Origin of the sequence: Bacteroides sp. 1_1_14 (assembly GCF_000162515.1) — a bacterium.
GTDB lineage: Bacteria > Bacteroidota > Bacteroidia > Bacteroidales > Bacteroidaceae > Bacteroides > Bacteroides thetaiotaomicron.
This window is the reverse complement of record NZ_GG774708.1, coordinates 149,241-169,648: the sequence shown is the minus strand read 5'-3', so window position 1 is coordinate 169,648 and position 20,408 is coordinate 149,241. Positions and strand designations below refer to the sequence as shown.

Annotated in this window: 16 protein-coding genes and 1 pseudogene; 13 read left to right on the top strand and 4 right to left on the bottom strand. The window is 44.6% G+C overall.

Features of this window, described 5'->3' with window-relative positions:
* Positions 1-28: 28 nt before the first annotated feature.
* The 13 genes and pseudogenes from HMPREF9007_RS07575 (at position 29) to HMPREF9007_RS07635 (ending at position 15,830) form a co-directional block, all read left to right on the top strand.
* Positions 29-1,654 (top strand): fimbrillin family protein, encoded by a 1,626-nt coding sequence (locus HMPREF9007_RS07575; protein WP_128567870.1) that lies wholly within the window; start codon positions 29-31, stop codon positions 1,652-1,654.
* 57 nt (positions 1,655-1,711) lie between these two features.
* Positions 1,712-2,299, top strand: a complete 588-nt coding sequence (locus HMPREF9007_RS07580) for a hypothetical protein (RefSeq protein ID WP_008762576.1) — start codon at positions 1,712-1,714, stop codon at positions 2,297-2,299.
* The gene (locus tag HMPREF9007_RS07585; RefSeq protein WP_008762575.1) at positions 2,286-2,852 is read left to right on the top strand and encodes a PepSY-associated TM helix domain-containing protein; all 567 of its coding nucleotides are present in this window, start codon (positions 2,286-2,288) and stop codon (positions 2,850-2,852) included. The genes HMPREF9007_RS07580 and HMPREF9007_RS07585 overlap by 14 nt, the downstream gene beginning before the upstream one ends.
* A gap of 22 nt (positions 2,853-2,874) precedes the next feature.
* Positions 2,875-3,762: an ABC transporter ATP-binding protein gene (locus HMPREF9007_RS07590; RefSeq protein WP_008762574.1), complete on the top strand. Its 888-nt coding sequence runs from the start codon at positions 2,875-2,877 to the stop codon at positions 3,760-3,762.
* 43 nt (positions 3,763-3,805) lie between these two features.
* Complete coding sequence (locus tag HMPREF9007_RS07595; RefSeq protein WP_008762573.1) at positions 3,806-4,474, top strand: hypothetical protein; 669 nt, start codon at positions 3,806-3,808, stop codon at positions 4,472-4,474.
* Between the two features lie 43 nt (positions 4,475-4,517).
* A complete protein-coding gene (locus HMPREF9007_RS07600; RefSeq protein ID WP_008762572.1) occupies positions 4,518-5,552 on the top strand; it encodes a DUF4857 domain-containing protein in 1,035 nt (344 codons plus the stop codon).
* Between the two features lie 256 nt (positions 5,553-5,808).
* The gene (locus HMPREF9007_RS07605; protein ID WP_008762571.1) at positions 5,809-7,074 is read left to right on the top strand and encodes a hypothetical protein; all 1,266 of its coding nucleotides are present in this window, start codon (positions 5,809-5,811) and stop codon (positions 7,072-7,074) included.
* Between the two features lie 99 nt (positions 7,075-7,173).
* Positions 7,174-8,661, top strand: coding sequence for a sodium:solute symporter (locus tag HMPREF9007_RS07610; RefSeq protein WP_008762570.1), 1,488 nt, complete (start codon positions 7,174-7,176; stop codon positions 8,659-8,661).
* A gap of 1 nt (position 8,662) precedes the next feature.
* Positions 8,663-11,107: a DUF4922 domain-containing protein gene (locus tag HMPREF9007_RS07615; RefSeq protein ID WP_008762569.1), complete on the top strand. Its 2,445-nt coding sequence runs from the start codon at positions 8,663-8,665 to the stop codon at positions 11,105-11,107.
* Between the two features lie 10 nt (positions 11,108-11,117).
* A complete protein-coding gene (locus HMPREF9007_RS07620; protein WP_008762568.1) occupies positions 11,118-12,497 on the top strand; it encodes a SpoIID/LytB domain-containing protein in 1,380 nt (459 codons plus the stop codon).
* Between the two features lie 17 nt (positions 12,498-12,514).
* Positions 12,515-13,822 carry an AmpG family muropeptide MFS transporter gene (locus tag HMPREF9007_RS07625; RefSeq protein ID WP_008762567.1) on the top strand — a complete coding sequence of 436 codons (1,308 nt, stop codon included), beginning with the start codon at positions 12,515-12,517 and terminating at the stop codon, positions 13,820-13,822.
* Positions 13,823-13,864: 42 nt separating this feature from the next.
* Positions 13,865-14,983, top strand: coding sequence for a heparan-alpha-glucosaminide N-acetyltransferase domain-containing protein (locus tag HMPREF9007_RS07630; RefSeq protein ID WP_008762566.1), 1,119 nt, complete (start codon positions 13,865-13,867; stop codon positions 14,981-14,983).
* A pseudogene (locus tag HMPREF9007_RS07635) lies at positions 14,980-15,830 on the top strand (ATPase). The gene HMPREF9007_RS07630 and the pseudogene HMPREF9007_RS07635 overlap by 4 nt, the downstream one beginning before the upstream one ends.
* Before the next feature lie 300 nt (positions 15,831-16,130).
* Here HMPREF9007_RS07635 and HMPREF9007_RS07640 read toward each other — a convergent pair.
* From HMPREF9007_RS07640 to HMPREF9007_RS07655, 4 genes are read right to left on the bottom strand one after another with little or no spacing between them, the layout of a single operon-like run.
* Positions 16,131-17,147, bottom strand: a complete 1,017-nt coding sequence (locus HMPREF9007_RS07640; protein WP_008762565.1) for a zinc-binding alcohol dehydrogenase family protein — start codon at positions 17,145-17,147, stop codon at positions 16,131-16,133.
* Positions 17,148-17,170: 23 nt separating this feature from the next.
* Positions 17,171-18,427: an L-fucose:H+ symporter permease gene (gene fucP / locus HMPREF9007_RS07645; protein ID WP_008762564.1), complete on the bottom strand. Its 1,257-nt coding sequence runs from the start codon at positions 18,425-18,427 to the stop codon at positions 17,171-17,173.
* Positions 18,428-18,468: 41 nt separating this feature from the next.
* Positions 18,469-19,392 carry an amidohydrolase family protein gene (locus tag HMPREF9007_RS07650; protein ID WP_008762563.1) on the bottom strand — a complete coding sequence of 308 codons (924 nt, stop codon included), beginning with the start codon at positions 19,390-19,392 and terminating at the stop codon, positions 18,469-18,471.
* A gap of 16 nt (positions 19,393-19,408) precedes the next feature.
* Positions 19,409-20,341 (bottom strand): aldo/keto reductase, encoded by a 933-nt coding sequence (locus HMPREF9007_RS07655; protein ID WP_008762562.1) that lies wholly within the window; start codon positions 20,339-20,341, stop codon positions 19,409-19,411.
* Positions 20,342-20,408 lie beyond the last annotated feature (67 nt).

Below are 20,408 nucleotides of genomic sequence, written 5' to 3'. Positions count from 1 at the left end.
ATTCATTTACATAATATAAAACTATCAAATGATGAAAAAGGGGATATTATTTGTGCTGGCAGCAGCATTTCTGGCATCTTGCCAGCAGGAGGAAAACGAGGGAGTAGCATCTGTGGACCGGGTGACCATCACTCCTATTATCACACGTGCCACAGAGGTTAATTTCGAAGATCAGGATCAGATCGGATTGAGAGTCACTAAAGAAGACGGCACCGTATATGCCACCAACGAGCTTATGACTTTCAATGACGGAGCTTTCGCCGGAAGTCTGAAATGGTATCCCGAAGGAGCAGACAAGTCTTCATTCGTGGCTTACTATCCTTACAGCGCAGCCGGTGTACCGACTTCATTCACCGTGCATGCCGACCAGACCACCAACTACGGAATCTCCGACTTTATGGCGGCAAGCAAATCCGACGTACTTCCTTCGGTGAACTCCATCAGCATGATCTTCAAGCACATGCTGACCAAACTGGTTATTAATGTGACAAACGAAACGAATTTGGATATTTCATCTATAGTGCTCAAAGGTTCTGTTCCTACTGCCAATATCGATTGGGCAACCATGAAGACAACCGTAAGCGAGAGCGCCGCCGCAACAGACATCACAGCACAACAAGTGACGAAGAATACGACTTTTCGTGCCATTGTAGTCCCACAGACGGCTGCGTTCACTCTTGCAGTAACAACTTCAGATAACAATACATTGATGCAAAAGCTCGTATCCACAGATTTAGTTCAAGGCGGACAATACAGTGTCAATATACGTGTATTACCCGATAATATCATCGTTACACTCAGTGGTGAAATCGAGAACTGGACAGACGAGGGAGAGATCAAGGGAGATGATTCGGAAGTTCCTTTTGAAGAGCATGACGGATATTTCATCTACGACGGCATTACCTACAATACGGTAACTCTCTCCAACGGAACAACATGGATGGCGGAACCATTACGCTATGTACCGGATGGATATACTCCGTCAAGTGATCCGGCTGCAGATTCTCACATCTGGTATCCGTACGAATTGGTTACAGTTGACGGTACACTTACCGCTAAAGCATTGCAGGACGAAGCCTCTATCAAGCAGTACGGTTATCTCTACGACATTCATGCCGCACTTAGCGGCAAAGCAGTTACTCCGGAAAACTGCTACGACTTTGAAGGAGCACAGGGCATCTGTCCGAAGGGATGGCACATCCCGACTCGCGCCGAATATTTCAGCCTTGTAGGTAATTCGACCAAAGATGCGGACGGCAATAGTCTGGAAAACGGAAAAGACGCTCTTTTCTATGACACAGCATATGACGGTGGTAAAATCCCGACACTCAACGAGGCTAAATTTAATTATCAATTCTCGGGAGTACGTATGTCAACCGATTATTCAACCGTCCCCAAATATCAGGCAACGGCAATAACCAGCAGCAACAGTACGGTAACCGAATGGTTTGGAAAACCCAGTATGAGTTATTACATGACTTCAACTGCATATAAGCCTATTTATAGTACAAGCACCGGCGACCTGACCAATATTCAGTTCTTCGGACTAATGAGCACATTCTCAATGGCGAAGTATCCGGAAGGCAGATTGTCTCTGAGTTATATCAGTGTACTTAGCGGTCAAACAGTTCGTTGTGTAAAGAACCAGAACTAAAAGCCATTTGCAAGTTCATAAAAAAGAATATAAACTACATAAAAACAAAAAGTAACAATGAAAACAAAAAAGCTAAGCATCGCAATCGCTCTACTGGCGGTTGCCGTTATCGGAACCTCTTGTGGAAACAAACAGCAGAAAAGTTCCTCGGACACAACAACAGAACAGACCACTTCGTCTGCTTTAGAAATTGACTCTCTTCTTGCAAATGCAGAAAACCTTGCAGGAAAAGAAGTAACCATCGAAGGCGTTTGCACACATACCTGCAAGCATGGCGCCAAGAAAATCTTCCTGATGGGCAGTGACGACACACAAGTGATCCGCGTAGAAGCCGGCACACTGGGAGCATTCGACCCGAAATGTGTGAACTCCATCGTCCGCGTCACCGGAACACTAAAAGAACAACGCATTGACGAAGCCTACCTCCAAAACTGGGAAGCACAACTCAAAGCGCAAGCTGCCGAAAAACACGGAACCGGTGAAGCCGGCTGTGACACAGAGAAGAAAGCACGCGGCGAGACAGCCAACACGCCCGAAGCCCGTATCGCCGACTTCCGCGCGAAGATAGCCGACCGAAAAGCAAGCAGCGGCAAAGAGTATCTGTCTTTCTATTTCATGGAAGCTAATTCGTATGAAGTGGAGTAGCAGCATCCGTAAATGGAGCAGGCTGATACACCGTGATTTATCCTTTTTCTTTGCCGGAATGGTCTTGATTTATGCCATTTCCGGCATTGTGATGAATCACCGTGACACCATCAACCCGAACTTCTCCATCGAACGGAAAGAATATAAGATTGCCGAAAAACTGCCGGGCAAAGAGGGAATGAAAAGGGAAAATGTACTGACTCTGCTGCAACCATTGGGAGAGGAAGGTAACTATACCAAGCACTATTTCCCGAAAACGGACATCATGAAAGTATTCTTGAAAGGCGGGTCCAACTTGCAGGTAAACGTCCGTACGGGAGAGGCAGTCTACGAATCTGTCACCCGCCGCCCGCTCATCGGAGCAATGGCACGCCTGCACTACAACCCCGGACAATGGTGGACTTACTTTGCGGATATTTTCGCAGTCGGCCTCATCATTATCACCCTTTCCGGAGTCATCATGCTGAAAGGCAGCAAAGGTATTATCGGCAGAGGAGGAATAGAAATGATTGTCGGAATCGTGATTCCCATCCTTTTTCTTCTCTTCTTTTGAACAGAATAACTGATAAAATAAAATGGAACAAATCATAGAATGTAACAACCTGACGCACTACTACGGCAAACGGTTGATTTACGAAAATCTTAGTTTCACAGTCCCCAAAGGCCGCATCCTCGGACTACTGGGCAAGAATGGTACGGGCAAGACCACAACCATCAACATCCTGAGCGGATATCTGAAACCACGTTCCGGAGAATGCCGTATCTTCGGACAAGAGATACAGACGATGGCTCCGGCATTGCGCCGCAACATCGGGCTGCTGATAGAAGGGCACGTACAGTATCAATTCATGACCATCACCCAGATTGAGAAGTTCTACGCAGCCTTTTACCCCAATCAATGGAAAAAAGAGGCTTATTATGAACTGATGAACAAACTGAAAGTAGCTACCGGACAGCGCATCTCCCGTATGTCTTGCGGACAACGTTCACAAGTAGCACTCGGACTGATTCTGGCACAGAATCCCGAGCTTCTTGTATTAGACGACTTCTCCCTCGGTCTCGACCCCGGTTATCGCCGCCTGTTTGTAGACTATCTCCGCGATTATGCACGTTCCGAAGGCAAGACTGTCTTTCTGACTTCGCATATCATTCAGGATATGGAACGACTGGTAGACGACTGTATCATAATGGACTACGGAAAGATACTGATTCAGAAGCCAATTGACGAATTACTGAAAGAAGGACGCCGCTATACCTGTACTGTTCCCGAAGGTTACGAACTGCCCGCATCCGATGATTTCTATCATCCTTCCGTGATGCGGAATACACTGGAAACATTCTCCTTCCTCCCCCCCACAGAGGCGGAAGCAAAACTGAAATCCATGTCAGTACCCTATACGGACCTGCATAGCGAACATGTGAATCTGGAAGATGCCTTCATCGGTCTGACCGGCAAATACTGATTCAATAAAATAATTAAAGATTAAAAAGTAAATTAGAAGTCTCATGTACGCTATATTTTATAAAGAATGGATCAAGACACGGTGGTATTTTCTGCTTGCCGTAGTCACCACACTCGGTTTTACAGGCTACTGTATGCTTCGCATCAACCGGGTGATAGAAATGAAAGGCGCCGCGCATGTATGGGAAGTCATGATGCAGCGGGATGCCATATTCATCGATATGTTACAATACATCCCCCTGATTGCCGGAGTGCTGATGGCCATCGTGCAGTTTGTTCCCGAGATGCAGCGCAAATGTCTGAAACTGACTTTGCACCTGCCCTATCCCGAACTGAAAATGACCGGCAATATGTTGTTCTCCGGTTTGGTACTGTTGCTTGTCTGCTTCGCTTCCAACTTCCTTCTGATGGAGGTCTATCTGAGCGGAGTACTGGCTCACGAACTGAAGAATCATATACTGCTGACCGCCCTCACGTGGTATCTTGCCGGTATTTCCGGCTACCTGCTCATCGCATGGATCTGCCTCGAACCGGCATGGAAACGCAGAATCATCAATCTCATTATCGCCGTATTGTTACTGCGAATCTTCTTCCTGTCGCCCACGCCGGAAGCTTATAACAAATTCCTCCCGTATCTGCTGGTCTATACGTTGCTGACCGCGTCTTTCTCCTGGCTCTCCATCGTACGGTTCAAAGCGGGAAAGCAGGACTAGGATAATGAAGAATGAAGAACTAAAAATGAAGAATTAAATAAAGATGAAACGTTTCAGTACCCTACTATTATATGTCACCATCGCCTTCCTGCTTCTCTGGCAGTTGCCTTGGTGTTACAACTTCTTTGTCGTAAAGCCGGAGAAGACTCCTTTCACTCTATATAGTTTCGTGATCGGCGATTTCGCCTTGATGGGACAGGAAGAGGGAAAAGGAACCGTACGTCGCGACGCTGCCGGAAACATTTATTCCGAAGCAGCTTTCGACAGTATTCTGCCTATGTTTTATTTCCGCCAGTTGATGTCCGACGAACGTTTTCCGGATACGATTAACGGGATAGCTGTCACTCCGAAGATCGTGCAGACGGAGAATTTCAATTTCCGCAGCGTACCTACGGATATCAACGCTCCTTCCATCGGTCTTTATCCTCTGTTGGAGTCGATGTCCGGGCGTGTAGACCTGAAGATGCCGGATGATGTTTTCCGCATTACTTCGCAAGGCATTGAGTTTATCGATATGGCTTCCAATAGCGTGAATGCAGAAAAAAGCCTCTTGTTTACAGAAGCTATGACCAAGAAGGATTTCCGCTTTCCGGCCATTGAGATCGCAGGAAACCCGACGGTGAAGAAGGAGTATGACGAAGGATACCTTCTGTTGGATGCCGACCGTCGTCTGTTCCATCTGAAACAGGTGAAAGGGCGTCCCTACGTTCGTGCTATCACTTTGCCGGAAGGATTAACATTAGAGCACCTTTATCTGACGGAATTCAGAAATAAAAAGACGCTTGCTTTCCTGACAGATATCAACAATGCTTTATATGTGCTGAAAAGCCGCACGTATGATGTGGTGAAAACAGGAGTTCCTGCATTCAATCCCGAAACGGACGCGCTGACCATCATTGGAAATATGTTCGACTGGACGGTACGGGTGACGAGTCCGTCTTCCGATAATTACTATGCTTTGAACGCGGATGATTATTCACTGATAAAGAAGCTGGAAAATAATTCGAATACTCATTATATGCCCGGCATCAGTTTCACTTCTTATACGGACAAGTATGTGATGCCGCGCTTTGAGTAATAGCAGGAATAATAACTTTTAGGCACGGATTACACAGATTAACACGGTTTTAGCGTTGTGAAAGCATAAAGCTATCGTGTTAATCCGTATAATCCGTATCTTTTATTTCTAACATTCACAGAAAACAATAAAGAACCTTTCGCATTTATTCAACAAGAAACTGTACCTTTGCAAGCATGAACATTATCCGATCCGCAATTGCCTCTGCGTTGAACACAAACAAATACGGTAGATAACAACACTAATTTAAAGCCGTATGAAAATTTGCAAGGCATGTACATTTCTGAGTATCCTCATTATATTATTATACAGTTGTGCGCTTCCGCCTGAGGATGAAAAAGAGAGCCTTGAACCAGACAGTTCAACATCAGAACTTCCCTGGACAGGAGAAACCGAGAAATTCACGATTAATACCAAAGAAGGCGTACACTTGAATGATCCGCAGGAAGATGCAGGAACAGCATATGTCACGATCCCCTCTTCTTCTGTAAGAAGCACCCGATGGGAATTCGGGGTACGGCTCACCTTTAATCCTTCCGCCAATAATTACGCCCGTTTCTATTTAGCCTCTTCATCGGAAATACTTTCCGGAGATCTGAACGGCTATTACATTCAGATAGGAGGAACAAAAGACAATGTAGCACTTTACCGGCAAAATGGGAATCAATCCAAATTACTGGCTTCGGGAAGAGAACTCATGAAAGGAAATAATTCTCCGAAATTATTTATCAAAGTAGAATGCGACGCCAACGGCTACTGGACTTTCTGGACACGCATGGAATCGGAAACCGAATATACGAAGGAGAAACAAATAAAAGACGCAAGTATCACAAAGTCAATCTGCTGCGGCATATACTGCGTTTATACAAAAAGCCGCTGTGACGGTTTCACTTTCCATCATATACAGTTGTCTGATGATGTGATAACAAGTACTGAACCAGACGACATACCGGACGTTCCGGATGAACCGGACAAGCCTGACACACCGGAATCGCCGGAATATCCTGACAATGTGAGAAATATGTTACTATTCAACGAAGTGATGTATGACAATGACAAAGACGGTGCCGAATACATCGAATTCTATAATCCTGTTGATCAGGATATCACTGTAAAGTCTCTGCGTCTGTTTAAAATGAGAGCAACGGGAGAAATATTCAGTACCACAATACTCAAACAGGAAGATGAAAATACAAACCTTGTTATTCCCGGCAAAGGATATATTTGTTTTACTCACTCCGCAACTACACTGATCAGAAAGCATAAGGTTGACGGCAAAAGTATAACCGAAATATCCAAATTTCCGCAACTGAGCAACGACGGAGGTTACCTTGCCTTGGCAACTGATGAAGAACATCCCCGCACGATTGATACCTGCCGTTTCATAGACTGGATGCACGACACTTCAGTCACTACAGGCATTTCATTAGAGAAGATATCTCCTGAACTTCCTTCTCTCAACAAAAACTGGCACTCATCGAGAAATGATACAGGTGGCACACCCGGAATAAAAAACTCATAAGAAGGATGCATTTATTTGATAAATTCCCTACATTTGTACAATTTGTAGGAAAAGCATATTTGAATATATTCACCCGCGAACGAATTTTAAGCAACAGATATGAGTCCAATTATCTTATCTATTACTATCATAGCATACTTTATGATCCTTTTCGCTATCTCCTATATAGCAGGACATAAAGCAGATAACGAAGGCTTCTTCGTCGGCAACCGCAAATCGGCATGGTATATTGTCGCCTTTGCCATGATTGGTTCCACTATCTCCGGAGTTACGTTTGTATCCGTACCGGGTATGGTACAAGCCAGCGGCTTCTCCTACCTGCAGATGGTACTGGGGTTTATCGTCGGACAGTTCATTATCGCATTCGTACTCGTTCCGCTTTTCTACCGGATGAATCTGGTTTCTATCTATGAATATCTTGAAAATCGCTTCGGAGCTTCTTCCTATAAGACAGGAGCCTGGTTTTTCTTTATTTCCAAAATGCTCGGAGCTGCCGTGCGGCTCTTTTTAGTATGTCTGACCTTGCAATTACTCATCTTCGAGCCTTTCCATATTCCCTTTATAATCAATGTCATACTGACAGTACTCATTGTCTGGCTCTATACTTTCCGGGGAGGAGTGAAATCATTGATATGGACTGATGTACTGAAAACATTCTGTCTGGTAGTCTCCGTCGTACTTTGTATCTACTATATAGCTTCCAGCCTGCATCTGAATTTCAGCGGATTGGTCTCAACGATTTCAGACAACGATCTCTCCAAAATGTTCTTTTTTGACGATGTCAACGACAAGCGATATTTCTTCAAGCAATTCCTGGCAGGAGTCTTTACCGTTATCGCCATGAACGGGCTGGATCAGGATATGATGCAACGGAATCTCAGTTGCAAGAACTTCCGTGACTCACAGAAGAATATGATTACAAGCGGGATTTCACAGTTCTTCGTGATCCTGCTCTTCCTGATGCTGGGTGTATTGCTCTATACTTTCACCGCCCGACAGGGAATCGAGAATCCCGGCAAGAGCGATGAATTGTTCCCAATGATCGCCACAGGCAATTACTTTCCGGGAATAGTCGGTATCCTGTTCATTATCGGATTGATAGCTTCGGCGTACTCCGCTGCCGGATCGGCCTTGACAGCCCTGACGACTTCTTTCACCGTAGATATTCTGAATGCGCACAAGAAAGACGAAGCGGCACTCTGCAAAATACGGAAACACGTGCACATCGGGATGGCGTTCGTGATGGGAATCGTCATCTTCGTATTCAATTTGCTGAATAATACAAGTGTGATTGATGCGATTTATACGCTGGCCAGCTATACGTATGGTCCAATTCTCGGACTATTCGCTTTCGGCATTTTTACTAAAAAACAAGTTTATGATCCATATATTCCGTTAGTAGCCATTCTTTCTCCTGCACTTTGCTACGTATTGCAAAGAAATTCGGAAGCCTGGTTCGATGGATATCAAATTAGCTACGAGTTACTGATATTGAATGCCGCGTTTACTTTTCTGGGGCTTTGCCTGCTCATCAAAAGGAAATCGTCAGCAGCCCCTATCAACAGCTCTTTAATAAAAAAACATTAAAATGAAAAAGAAAATCAATTGCTTCATACCTTTTGGCAATCCGAAAGATACGATACAAACTGTAAAAGAATTGCAAGCTTCAGAATTAGTGAACAAAATCTACCTGCTAAGCGCTGATACCAACAAAGAGTGCTTACCGGGGTGTGAATGTCTCCTCATTAACGGTCTCTACTCTACAAGTACGATTAAAACAATTGCTGACAACGCAGATGATGCCAGCTATCTTTTGCTTTACACGAAACAGACCCCGCTAAAACTAGGATTGTACGCACTGGAACGCATGACACAGATTATACAGAGTTCCTCAGAAAATGCAATGGTATACGCAGATCATTACCAACTGGTTGACGGAGTTCTCAAACAAGCTCCCGTTATTGATTATCAACAAGGAAGCCTCCGGGATGATTTTGATTTCGGTTCGGTGCTTTTATTCAATTCCGAAATTTTCACCCTTGCTTCAAGTATTCTGGAGGAAACAGTTTTCCAATATGCTGCATTTTATGAAATGCGTCTGATGCTAGGTAATCTATTTCAAATCATCCATATCAATGAGTTCCTTTACACAGAAATAGAAACAGATACCCGGAAAAGCGGAGAAAAACAATTCGACTACGTAAATCCTAAAAATCGGGAAGTACAGATCGAAATGGAGAAAGTTTGTATCAAGCATCTGAAAGAAATCAATGCCTATGTAAGACCTTCTTCCCGAACAGTAAACCTGGACAGAGAAGCTTTTGAGTTTGAAGCATCTGTCATCATACCTGTCCGTAATCGTATCCGGACCATTCGTGACGCCGTAAATTCTGCTTTGAGCCAGCAAACGACTTTTCCCTTTAATGTGATTGTGATCGACAATCACTCAACGGACGGTACCACCGAAGCCCTCCAGGAATTTAGTGCGGACAATAGACTAATACATATCATTCCCCAGGAGAATGATCTCGGTATAGGAGGTTGCTGGAATGTAGGAGTACACCATGAGAAATGCGGTAAATTTGCCGTGCAACTGGATAGCGATGACCTGTATAAGGATGAGCATACCTTACAGAAAATCGTCGATACCTTCTATCAGCAGAACTGTGCAATGGTGATAGGGACTTACCTAATGACGGATTTTCAGATGAACGAGATAGCTCCCGGTGTCATTGACCATAAAGAGTGGACAGTAGAGGACGGTCCCAACAATGCTTTACGTATCAATGGGTTGGGTGCCCCACGGGCCTTCTACACTCCCATCCTTCGCAAGATCAAATTCCCCAATACCAGTTATGGAGAAGATTATGCCATAGGTCTGAGTATTTCTCGTGAATATACGATCGGTCGTATTTATGATGTAATCTATCTTTGCCGCCGTTGGGAAGGCAACTCTGACGCAGCATTAGATATCGAAAAAATTAACCGGAACAATTTCTACAAAGACAGTATCCGAACCTGGGAGTTACAGGCAAGAATCCGGATGCACAGCATCGATGAAAGTTTTCAGCGTCTCGTCAACGAGATGATAGAAAAACAGAAAAAAGACTGGAAGCTGGCAAAAAAGAATTATAAGGAATTAGAACAGAATCTTAAAAAAGAAAAGACGCTGGAACTCAAACTAGGAGGGGACACCAAGAGAGTCAGATTCTTCCCAAATCCACAACGGGCAATCTCTACAATGGCCCAGACCGACTCTCAGTCCATACAAGAAAGACCTTGTTTTCTGTGCAATGACAATCGCCCGGCAGAACAAACGTCTTTGTCACTCGGACATTATGAGGTATGCCTCAATCCCTATCCGATTTTCCGCCGGCATCTGACCATAATTGAAGAGGAACATACCCCGCAAACCATCAAAAACCGTTTTGAGGATATGCTTTTCCTTGCCGAAAACATGAACGAGTTCCTCATCTTATATAACGGACCGGAATGCGGAGCTTCCGCCCCTGACCATATGCACTTTCAGGCAGCAGGAAAAGAGGAAAAGATTGCCAATCCTTTTGGGATGACTTTCATATCGGACATGCTTAGTTCTGAAGATAGCGTACATAGTCATCTAGAAAACGGGTTCACCACGAGCATTGGCATTTCATCTCCAAACAGAAGAGGGATCATTGAAATGTTTGAGTATCTTTACGATAAGATAGTTTCTATTTATCATGACAAAGAACCTTTAATCAATGTGATTGCCTGGTATGGACTCGAAACAGTAAACCGCACTGGAGGCGATGAAATAAAACAGTGGAACTGTATTATTTTCCTACGTTCTAAACATCGGCCGGAATGTTATTATGCCCAAGGGAAAAAAGGCTTGTTGATAAGCCCGGCTATTGCGGAGATGTGTGGCGTATTCCCCATTGTAAGAGAAGAAGATTTGGATAAGATAACAGCTAAAAAAATCACTCAGATTTACAAGGAGGTCAGTTTGTCACAGGAACAGTTAAAAGCACTCACCGATCAAACATCCTAGTAAAGAAGAAATGGAAGAACCTCAGATTACAGTCGGTATCCTTTCGGGAAAAGAAATTGAATTTTCTTTTCCCGAAAGCTTCACTACTCCTGACGGCACAAAGGTTTCAGGGGCACAAAAGGCTGTTTATCAAAAAGAAAAGATATACTGGTCAGGGAAAGAATACGATGAATTGATATTCTACCCTCAGCCAAATGCCGGGATCTTCTTTGAGCTAAAGGATGTCACCATCGGCATCAATTTTCATTGGGAACGCAAAGAAGTACAACGCTTCCAGGGAGCTTTGAAAATCATTGTCGAAGGAGAGACACTGACCGCCATCAATGTAATCTCTATAGAAGATTACCTGACAAGTGTCATCTCATCAGAAATGAGTGCCACCGCCTCTTTGGAACTACTGAAAGCGCATGCAGTCATTTCCAGAAGCTGGCTGATCAATAAATTGAGAGTGGAGAATGAAAAATGGAAAGCTACTATACAGCCGGACAGCGCAGCCAACTCTCCACATTCCACTCTCCACTCTCAACTTATCAAATGGTATGATCATGAAGCGCATACGCACTTTGATGTTTGTGCGGATGATCATTGCCAACGCTATCAGGGAATTACCCGTGCTTCTACTCCACAAGCTATCGAAGCTGTTTCAGCTACCCGTGGAGAGGTGCTGATGTATGAAGGAAAGATTTGCGATGCACGATTCTCCAAATGTTGTGGCGGTGCAATGGAAGAGTTTCAGAATTGTTGGGAGAATGTGAGGCATCCTTATCTGACCGGTAAACAAGATTACATACCAGAATCCCATGCTTCTGATTCTGAGAAACAAATAACAGGTCCGGCAATACAGCTTCCCGATCTGACGCAGGAAGAAGAAGCGGACCGATGGATACGAACTTCTCCGGATGCTTTCTGTAATACGCAGGATAAAAAGATTCTGAGTCAGGTTCTTAATAACTACGATCAGGAAACGACTGATTTCTACCGTTGGAAAATCAGTTATAGCCAACAGGAACTAGCTGAGTTAATCCATCAACGTTCGGGAATTGATTTCGGGGAAATCATAGATTTAATCCCTGTAGAGCGAGGAACTTCCGGACGCCTGATACGATTAAAGATAGTAGGTACTTTACGGACACTGACCATCGGAAAAGAATTAGAGATCCGACGTACATTGTCGCCTTCCCATCTTTATAGTTCAGCATTCCTTGTGGATAAGGAAAAAGGAGAAGAGGGAAATGTTCCAACCCGCTTTACACTGACGGGAGCCGGTTGGGGACACGGAGTAGGACTTTGTCAGATCGGTGCGGCAGTAATGGGAGAGCGAGGTTATTATTACAAAGATATTTTAGCTCACTATTATCCCGGAAGCAGACTTGAAAAACAATATGAATAACATCTGAGACTAATGCCATGATATCAACAAGAAATGCCAAGAACATAATACCAAGAAACAATCGAAATCCGTGGAGCTGGATTCCGACTCTTTATTTTGCGGAAGGACTGCCTTATGTGGCTGTGATGACAATTGCCGTTATCATGTACAAGCGCCTGGGATTGTCGAATACAGAAATAGCGCTTTATACTTCCTGGTTATATCTGCCTTGGACGATCAAACCATTATGGAGTCCTTTCGTAGATCTGGTCAAGACAAAGCGTTCCTGGATTATTGCCATGCAGGGTTTGATTGCTGCCGGTTTCGCCGGTATTGCCTTTTTTATCCCGACTCCACACTATGTGCAACTCACTCTGGCATTCTTTTGGCTGATGGCATTCAGTTCTGCCACGCATGACATTGCGGCTGACGGCTTTTATATGCTTGGCCTCAACAACAAAGAACAATCCTTCTTCGTAGGCATCAGAAACACTTGCTATCGTTTCGCCAATATCTTCGGGCAGGGAATCCTGGTTATGTTGGCAGGCTGGTTGGAAACATCGCATGGCAATGTTCCAATGGCCTGGAGTATCACTTTCTATCTGATGGCAGGATTATTCCTCGGACTGACACTATACCATCGCTTTATTCTCCCCCACCCTGCTTCAGATGTCAAAAGACCGGGGTTAACACCGGGTAAGTTACTGGAAGATTTCTTTAAGACATTCGTCACTTTCTTTGAGAAGAAAAACCTGGGACTTATGTTTTTCTTCCTGCTCACCTATCGGTTGGGAGAATCCCAACTTGCTAAAATAGCCTCTCCATTCTTATTGGATGGTGCCGAACAAGGCGGATTGGGATTATCAACCGCATCCGTCGGAGTCATTTATGGCACCATCGGCGTAGCCGCCCTACTGATAGGCGGCATCATCAGCGGTTTCCTCGTTTCCCGTGACGGTTTTAAGAAATGGATCATTCCCATGGCGCTGGCTATCAACCTCCCCGACCTTTTATATGTCTGGATGGCAGCAGCTACTCCGGACAACCTCCTGCTAATCTCCATTTGTGTAGCCATCGAACAGCTGGGATATGGCTTCGGCTTTACTGCCTATATGCTTTATCTGATTTATATTGCAGATGGTGAACACAAAACAGCTCATTATGCCATTGGAACAGGTTTTATGGCACTTGGCATGATGCTTCCGGGAATGCCGGCAGGATGGATACAGGAACATCTTGGATACACCAACTTCTTTATCTGGGTATGCGTATGCACCATTCCCGGCATCCTTGCTTCATGGATGATCCGCAATCGACTGGACAGTTCCTTCGGAAAAAAGAGATAAAATTGAATTACTTATAACTTAACACATTAAAAAGTAACAGTCATGAATGTAACAACAAGTAACAAACGCCTATTGGCACTCGATGTGATGCGGGGCATCACCATCGCGGGTATGATCTTAGTAAATACGCCCGGTTCCTGGCAACATGCGTATGCTCCCCTCAAACATGCCGAGTGGATTGGATTAACTCCTACCGATCTGGTATTCCCATTCTTTATGTTCATTATGGGAATCTCCACGTACATCTCTTTGAGAAAGTACAATTTCACCTTCAGTGTTCCCGCGGGTTTAAAAATTCTCAAACGGACCGTGATCATTTTCCTGATTGGAATTGGCATCAGCTGGCTTTCCATTCTCTGCTTCCAGCACGATCCCTTCCCTATCGACCAGATTCGCATTCTCGGAGTCATGCAACGGCTTGCTTTGGGATATGGAGTTACTGCCATAGTCGCTTTACTCATGAAGCATAAATATATACCTTATTTAATTGCTGTACTTCTCATTAGTTATTTTGCAATCCTTGCCCTCGGCAATGGATATGTCTACGACGAAACAAATATTCTTTCCATCGTCGACCGTGCAGTATTAGGACAAGCTCATATCTATGGCGGTCAGATACTTGATCCGGAAGGACTGCTTAGTACTATTTCAGCCATCGCCCACGTCCTAATCGGCTTCTGTGCCGGAAAGCTATTGATGGAAGTGAAAGATATTCATGAGAAGCTGGAACGTTTGTTCCTGATAGGTACTATCCTTACTTTCGCAGGTTTCTTACTGAGTTATGGTTCCCCTATCTGCAAGAAAGTATGGTCTCCTTCCTTCGTACTCGTAACCTGCGGTCTGGGTTCCAGTTTTCTAGCATTACTCGTATGGATCATTGACATTAAAGGTTATAAAAACTGGAGCCGTTTCTTCGAATCGTTTGGAGTAAATCCGCTATTTATTTATGTATTGGCAGATATTCTGGCGATTACGCTGGCAGTCATTCCTATGACCTACCAAGGTGAAGCGACTTCTTTACATGGCTATATTTACAGCGCACTCCTACAACCTGTCTTCGGAGATAAAGGAGGCTCGCTTGTATTTGCCCTGCTTTTTGTCCTTCTCAACTGGGCAATAGGCTACATTCTATATAAAAAGAAAATATACATTAAGATATGATACTCATTGCAGACAGTGGTTCTACCAAAACAGACTGGTGTGTCGTACTGAACGGCGCAGTTATCAAGCGACTTGGAACGAAAGGGATCAACCCTTTCTTCCAGTCGGAAGAAGAAATCCAACAGAAGCTGACAGCTTCCCTTCTGCCTCAACTGCCGGAAGGGAAATTCAATGCAGTTTACTTCTACGGAGCAGGTTGTACACCCGAGAAAGCTCCCGTCCTCCGACGGGCTATTGCAGACAGTCTGCCCGTTATCGGAAATATTAAAGCAAATTCGGATATGCTGGCTGCCGCCCACGGGCTATGTGGCCAGAAGGCTGGTATCGCCTGTATTTTGGGGACGGGGTCCAATTCTTGTTTTTACAATGGAAAAGAGATCGTCAGTAACATCTCTCCTCTCGGATTTATTTTGGGAGATGAAGGTAGCGGTGCCGTACTTGGAAAACTGCTGGTAGGAGATATTCTGAAAAATCAACTTCCTGCCACCTTGAAAGAAGAGTTTCTGAAGCAGTTCGATCTGACGCCTCCCGAAATCATCGACCGGGTTTATCGCCAGCCCTTTCCCAATCGTTTTTGGCCAGTCTCTCTCCTTTTATCGCACAGCATTTGGAAGAACCGGCTATCCGCCAATTAGTTATGAACAGCTTTATAGCTTTCTTTCGCAGGAATGTGATGCAGTATGATTACAAGCAATATCCGGTACACTTCATCGGATCGATAGCCTACTGTTACAAAGAGATTCTACAGGATGCTGCCCGACAAACAGGTATTCAGATAGGTAAGATTCTCCAAAGTCCGATGGAAGGATTGATTCAATATCATAGCCAATTATCATTCCATCCTTAATAATAGAAGAACATTCTAAAGACTAAAAGCACAAATTATACTTCAATCTTTTAATGCCACGCAGTTATGTAAAGAATGATAACCATTTATTGACCCGTGTTTAGGCCCATCCCGTAAAACACTGATTCTCAACAGATAAAAAACATCTAGAATTTCTTTAAAAGAAAAGATCTGTTGGTTTTAAAGGAACGGTGTCTTGGTTTTAAAGGAACGACCCGTTGGTTTAAAACCAACGGGATCATTCTTTCTTCATATTCTCAATACAATGGGCTAAGCGGTTGATTCTGTAAAATAAATTATCTACATTTCTACCAAGATACGGAATACCTTTCCCGGATCAGCTGCCCATTCTTTCATTGCCTCCAAAGCATCTTCCGGTTTTGCAATCTTTGAGATCAGTTCTTCTACCGGACACTTACCTTCTTTCATATAGTTGATTACCGCACGGAAATCAGCAGGCAATGCATTTCTGGAACCACGAATATCCAGTTCTTTCTGGACGAAATACTTGGTCTGAAAAGCGACTTCTTTTTTGGCGTAGCCAATACAAACCACACGACCGGTAAAGCCAACTTCATCCACAGCCATTACATAAGTCACAGGACTGCCGACAGCTTCAATCACGACATCAGCTCCAAACCCTGCGGTGATTTCCTGTATCCGCTCATGTACATTCTCTGTTTTAGAGTTTACTGCGTAAGACGCTCCCACTCTTTTGGCCAGTACCAGTTTTTCATCATCCAGATCGACCGCAATCACCGTCGCTCCTCTCAAGGCAGCACGTACAATAGCGCCAATCCCAATCATACCACAGCCAATCACCATCACATACTCATTATCGATGACCTGAGCACGGGAAACAGCATGAAACCCTACACTCATCGGCTCAATCAGAGCACAGTCACGGGATGAGATATTACCTGCCGGGATAATCTTCGTCCAAGGAAGCACGGCGTATTCGCACATCACTCCATTCCGTTGTACGCCTAATGTCTCATTATGCTCGCAGGCATTGACACGCCCGTTACGGCACGAAGCACATTTACCACAATTGGTATATGGGTTCAATGTTACATTCATCCCTTTCTCAAAGCCAGCCGGAACATCCGGACCGATCTCTTCAATCACTGCTCCTACTTCATGCCCCGGTATTACAGGGAGTTTCACCATCGGGTTACGCCCCAGAAAAGTGTTTAAATCGGAGCCACAGAAGCCGACATACTTGATTCTTACCAATACTTCACCGGCACCGACGGCCGGCTTTTCCAGTTCAACCACCTTCATTTCGGAGGGGTTGACAATTTGAACTGCTTTCATTTTATTTGTTTGAGATAAATTTATTAATCAATTACTTTATAGCCCTTCCAACCGTAATAGGCACAAAACGCAAAACAAATCATCGGTATGCCATAAGCGACATAATAAATATGTTCATTAACGTGCATGAAGTACGCTGTCAACTGAGGAAGACAGGCATTACCGACAATTGCCATTACCAGAAAGGCCGAACCGCTCTTTGTCTGATTTCCGAGTCCTTTCAGTGCCAAAGAGAACTGTGTAGGATACATGATAGACATAAAGAAAGAGATGGCGAGCATCGCATACAGTCCGATCATTCCTCCCCATAGCATCACGACACCACACAAAAGGATATTCATCAAAGCATACACCAGCAACATATCCTGCGGACGGAACTTGACCATCAATCCCGTACCAATCCAGCGCCCTAGCAAGAAGGCCAGCATGTACAGTCCAAAGAAAGTGGTAGCCGTATCTTCCGGCAAACCGGCATAGGTGCAGCAGTAAACGAGAAACAGACTGTTGATAGCTGTTTGCCCACCATTATAAAAAAACTGTGCGATGACTCCCCAACATAAATGCGAGCGTTTCAGCACATCGAAATCAATCAGTTTTTCTTTCTTTCCGGATGCAGGTTCCGCTCCTTCATCTCCAATCTTCGGCAATTTTGAGAAAACAAATACGACCGCTATCGCAAGAAGCAACAGAGCCAATATCAGATAAGGAAGTTTCATCGCATCCGTTTCCAGTTGTATATAAGCCTGCCAGCCTCCCGGATAATCAACAGGAAGCGTTTCGCGTGTATAATGGGTGCCGCTTAGAATCAGCTTGCTCAGAAACATCGCTGCGATAAAAGCGCCCAGACCATTGAAGGATTGCGCCAGATTCAATCGGCGCGGAGCCGTTTCGGGAGCTCCCAACACGGTTACATAGGGATTGGCGGCTGTCTCCAGAAAACACATTCCGGTAGCGATAATGAAGAAGATGCAGAGATAAGCCCAATATTCTTTCAGCATGGCAGCAGGAAAGAACAGCAATCCGCCGACAGCTGCCAGCAACAGCCCGAAGATGATTCCCGCCTTATAGCTATAACGCTTCATGAACATAGCTATCGGGATAGGGAAAATAAAGTAAGCCAGCCAATAAGCGGTCTCCGTAAAAGAGGCCTCGAAGGTGTTCAGTTCACAGGTTTTCATCAACTGCCGGATCATTGTGGGAAGCAGATTGCTGCTGATCGCCCACAAGAAGAAAAGGCTGAAAACCAGTGCGAGAGGAATGGTATATGTATTCTTTTTCATGTGTACAGTGATTGTTTAGCGGTATAGTGGCTGTTTCCTTTCTATTCCGACATATTTTTAATGTATGGGAGTTCCGGAAGTTCTGTAAACCCGTAGAATTTCCGCGCATTCCCGCCCAGGAATAACGTTTTCTCCACTTCCGACAATTCCAGGGATTTCACCACAAAGTCATAAGACATCTTATAAGTAATGGCTGTTATCGTGCGCGGATAATCCGAGCCCCACATCAGTTTCTCCATGCCAACCAGTTCTGCGGCTTCACGAATAGCCTTTATGGCACCTTTAAACGGATAAAACTCATCATTGAACAGCCATGTGATACCACCGGACTCAATCATCACATTCGGATGACGTGCCAACTTAATCTGCTCCTTCCAATCCGGAAGAGTAACCATCCCGAAATGGCCGACAGCAATCTTCAATCGAGGACATTCCTGAATAATCTCTTCCATCTCCGGAACCTGTATCGCCCCCTCTGCCAAGTCGACTGACAAGATCACTCCCCGCTCTTCCATCCACCGGAACATCTGCATCATTTCAGGACAGTTCAACATTACCCGTCCCTCTTTCAGAAGTAAGCGCTGGGCAGGAATCTTAATCGCTTTAAATCCCTTCCCGATCAGTTCTTTCGCCTGTTCCAGATAGCCCGGCTTGCGAAACTCACACATTCCGCAAACAAAGAAACGGTCCGGATAGCGTGAAACAACCTCCATCAGATAATCGTTCTGAATGCCGTCTATAAATTCTTGTGTAATAACCGCAGCCGAGACTTGGGCATAATCCATATTGGACAGAAAAACTTCCGCACTATTCACCCCGTCAATCATAAAAGGAGGAACCATCTGCCGAATCTCCCCCATAAACAGGGAGCGTCCGTTCTCTAAAGTACGGATAGGAAAACCATCGACCACCGTATCTTGGCGAAGCCACAGATGGGCATGCGCATCAATAATCGTATAATCCATAGAATCGACCGTTTTTTTAAGAGTTTGCCCAACTTACACGCTGCTGTTCTCCGATAATTTCCCGCACTTCACGCACGAGTTCCCAATCGACTGGTTCTTCAATAAAGCCGATATTTTTCTTCACATTCTCCGGATTAGTGGTGCTGAACAGGGTAGTCGCAATCTTTGGATTACTCACCGAGAATTGCATAGCGAGCTTTTCTATCGGATAATTCTTTGCTTTACAATGCTCCATCGCTTTGCGACAGGCATCTACCAATGGCTTGGGAGCCGGATGCCAGACCGGAACACCACGTTCGCTCAGCAAGCCCATCGAGAGAGGAGAAGCATTGATGACACCGATTTCTTTCGATTCGAAATAGTCAAGGAAGTCAGCCAATTTATCATCACACAGGCAATAGTGACAGAAGCTAAGAACAGATTCAATGGTACCGCTTGGCGAACGGTCTATCACCCATTTCAAGTTTTCGAGCTGCAAATCAGTGATTCCAACATGTCCTACCACTCCTTTCTCACGCAGTTCGACCAAAGCAGGCAATGTCTCATTAACCACCTGATTCAGGTCGGCAAACTCAATATCATGCACATTGATCAAATCGATGAAGTCAATATTCAGACGTTCCATACTTTCATATACACTCTCCGTCGCACGCTTTGCCGAGTAGTCCCATGTATTGACTCCGTCTTTGCCATAGCGTCCGACTTTCGTAGAAAGATAATAACGGTCGCGAGGAATATCCTTCAGCGCTTTGCCTAGAACAGTCTCTGCCTTATAATGTCCGTAATAAGGGGAAACATCGATAAAGTTCATTCCGGCTTCGATGGCTGTAAACACAGCCTGAATGCCTTCTTTTTCTTTTAAATCATGGAAAACTCCTCCCAGAGAGGAAGCTCCGAAGCTGAGAGACGATACTTTCATCCCTGTCTTTCCGATTTCATGGTATTGCATACGTATAGGGTTTTAAATTATTTTGTATGCGACAAAAGTAAGGGGTGAACCCTTCTCAACGGACAAG

Bases quoted from the DNA above. Each gene is read 5' to 3' on its own strand.
- HMPREF9007_RS07575 (WP_128567870.1), top strand. From the start codon at position 29: ATGATGAAAAAGGGGATATTATTTGTGCTGGCAGCAGCATTTCTGGCA.
- HMPREF9007_RS07580 (WP_008762576.1), top strand. From the start codon at position 1,712: ATGAAAACAAAAAAGCTAAGCATCGCAATCGCTCTACTGGCGGTTGCC.
- HMPREF9007_RS07585 (WP_008762575.1), top strand. From the start codon at position 2,286: ATGAAGTGGAGTAGCAGCATCCGTAAATGGAGCAGGCTGATACACCGT.
- HMPREF9007_RS07590 (WP_008762574.1), top strand. From the start codon at position 2,875: ATGGAACAAATCATAGAATGTAACAACCTGACGCACTACTACGGCAAA.
- HMPREF9007_RS07595 (WP_008762573.1), top strand. From the start codon at position 3,806: ATGTACGCTATATTTTATAAAGAATGGATCAAGACACGGTGGTATTTT.
- HMPREF9007_RS07600 (WP_008762572.1), top strand. From the start codon at position 4,518: ATGAAACGTTTCAGTACCCTACTATTATATGTCACCATCGCCTTCCTG.
- HMPREF9007_RS07605 (WP_008762571.1), top strand. From the start codon at position 5,809: ATGAAAATTTGCAAGGCATGTACATTTCTGAGTATCCTCATTATATTA.
- HMPREF9007_RS07610 (WP_008762570.1), top strand. From the start codon at position 7,174: ATGAGTCCAATTATCTTATCTATTACTATCATAGCATACTTTATGATC.
- HMPREF9007_RS07615 (WP_008762569.1), top strand. From the start codon at position 8,663: ATGAAAAAGAAAATCAATTGCTTCATACCTTTTGGCAATCCGAAAGAT.
- HMPREF9007_RS07620 (WP_008762568.1), top strand. From the start codon at position 11,118: ATGGAAGAACCTCAGATTACAGTCGGTATCCTTTCGGGAAAAGAAATT.
- HMPREF9007_RS07625 (WP_008762567.1), top strand. From the start codon at position 12,515: ATGATATCAACAAGAAATGCCAAGAACATAATACCAAGAAACAATCGA.
- HMPREF9007_RS07630 (WP_008762566.1), top strand. From the start codon at position 13,865: ATGAATGTAACAACAAGTAACAAACGCCTATTGGCACTCGATGTGATG.
- HMPREF9007_RS07640 (WP_008762565.1), bottom strand. From the start codon at position 17,147: ATGAAAGCAGTTCAAATTGTCAACCCCTCCGAAATGAAGGTGGTTGAA.
- fucP (WP_008762564.1), bottom strand. From the start codon at position 18,427: ATGAAAAAGAATACATATACCATTCCTCTCGCACTGGTTTTCAGCCTT.
- HMPREF9007_RS07650 (WP_008762563.1), bottom strand. From the start codon at position 19,392: ATGGATTATACGATTATTGATGCGCATGCCCATCTGTGGCTTCGCCAA.
- HMPREF9007_RS07655 (WP_008762562.1), bottom strand. From the start codon at position 20,341: ATGCAATACCATGAAATCGGAAAGACAGGGATGAAAGTATCGTCTCTC.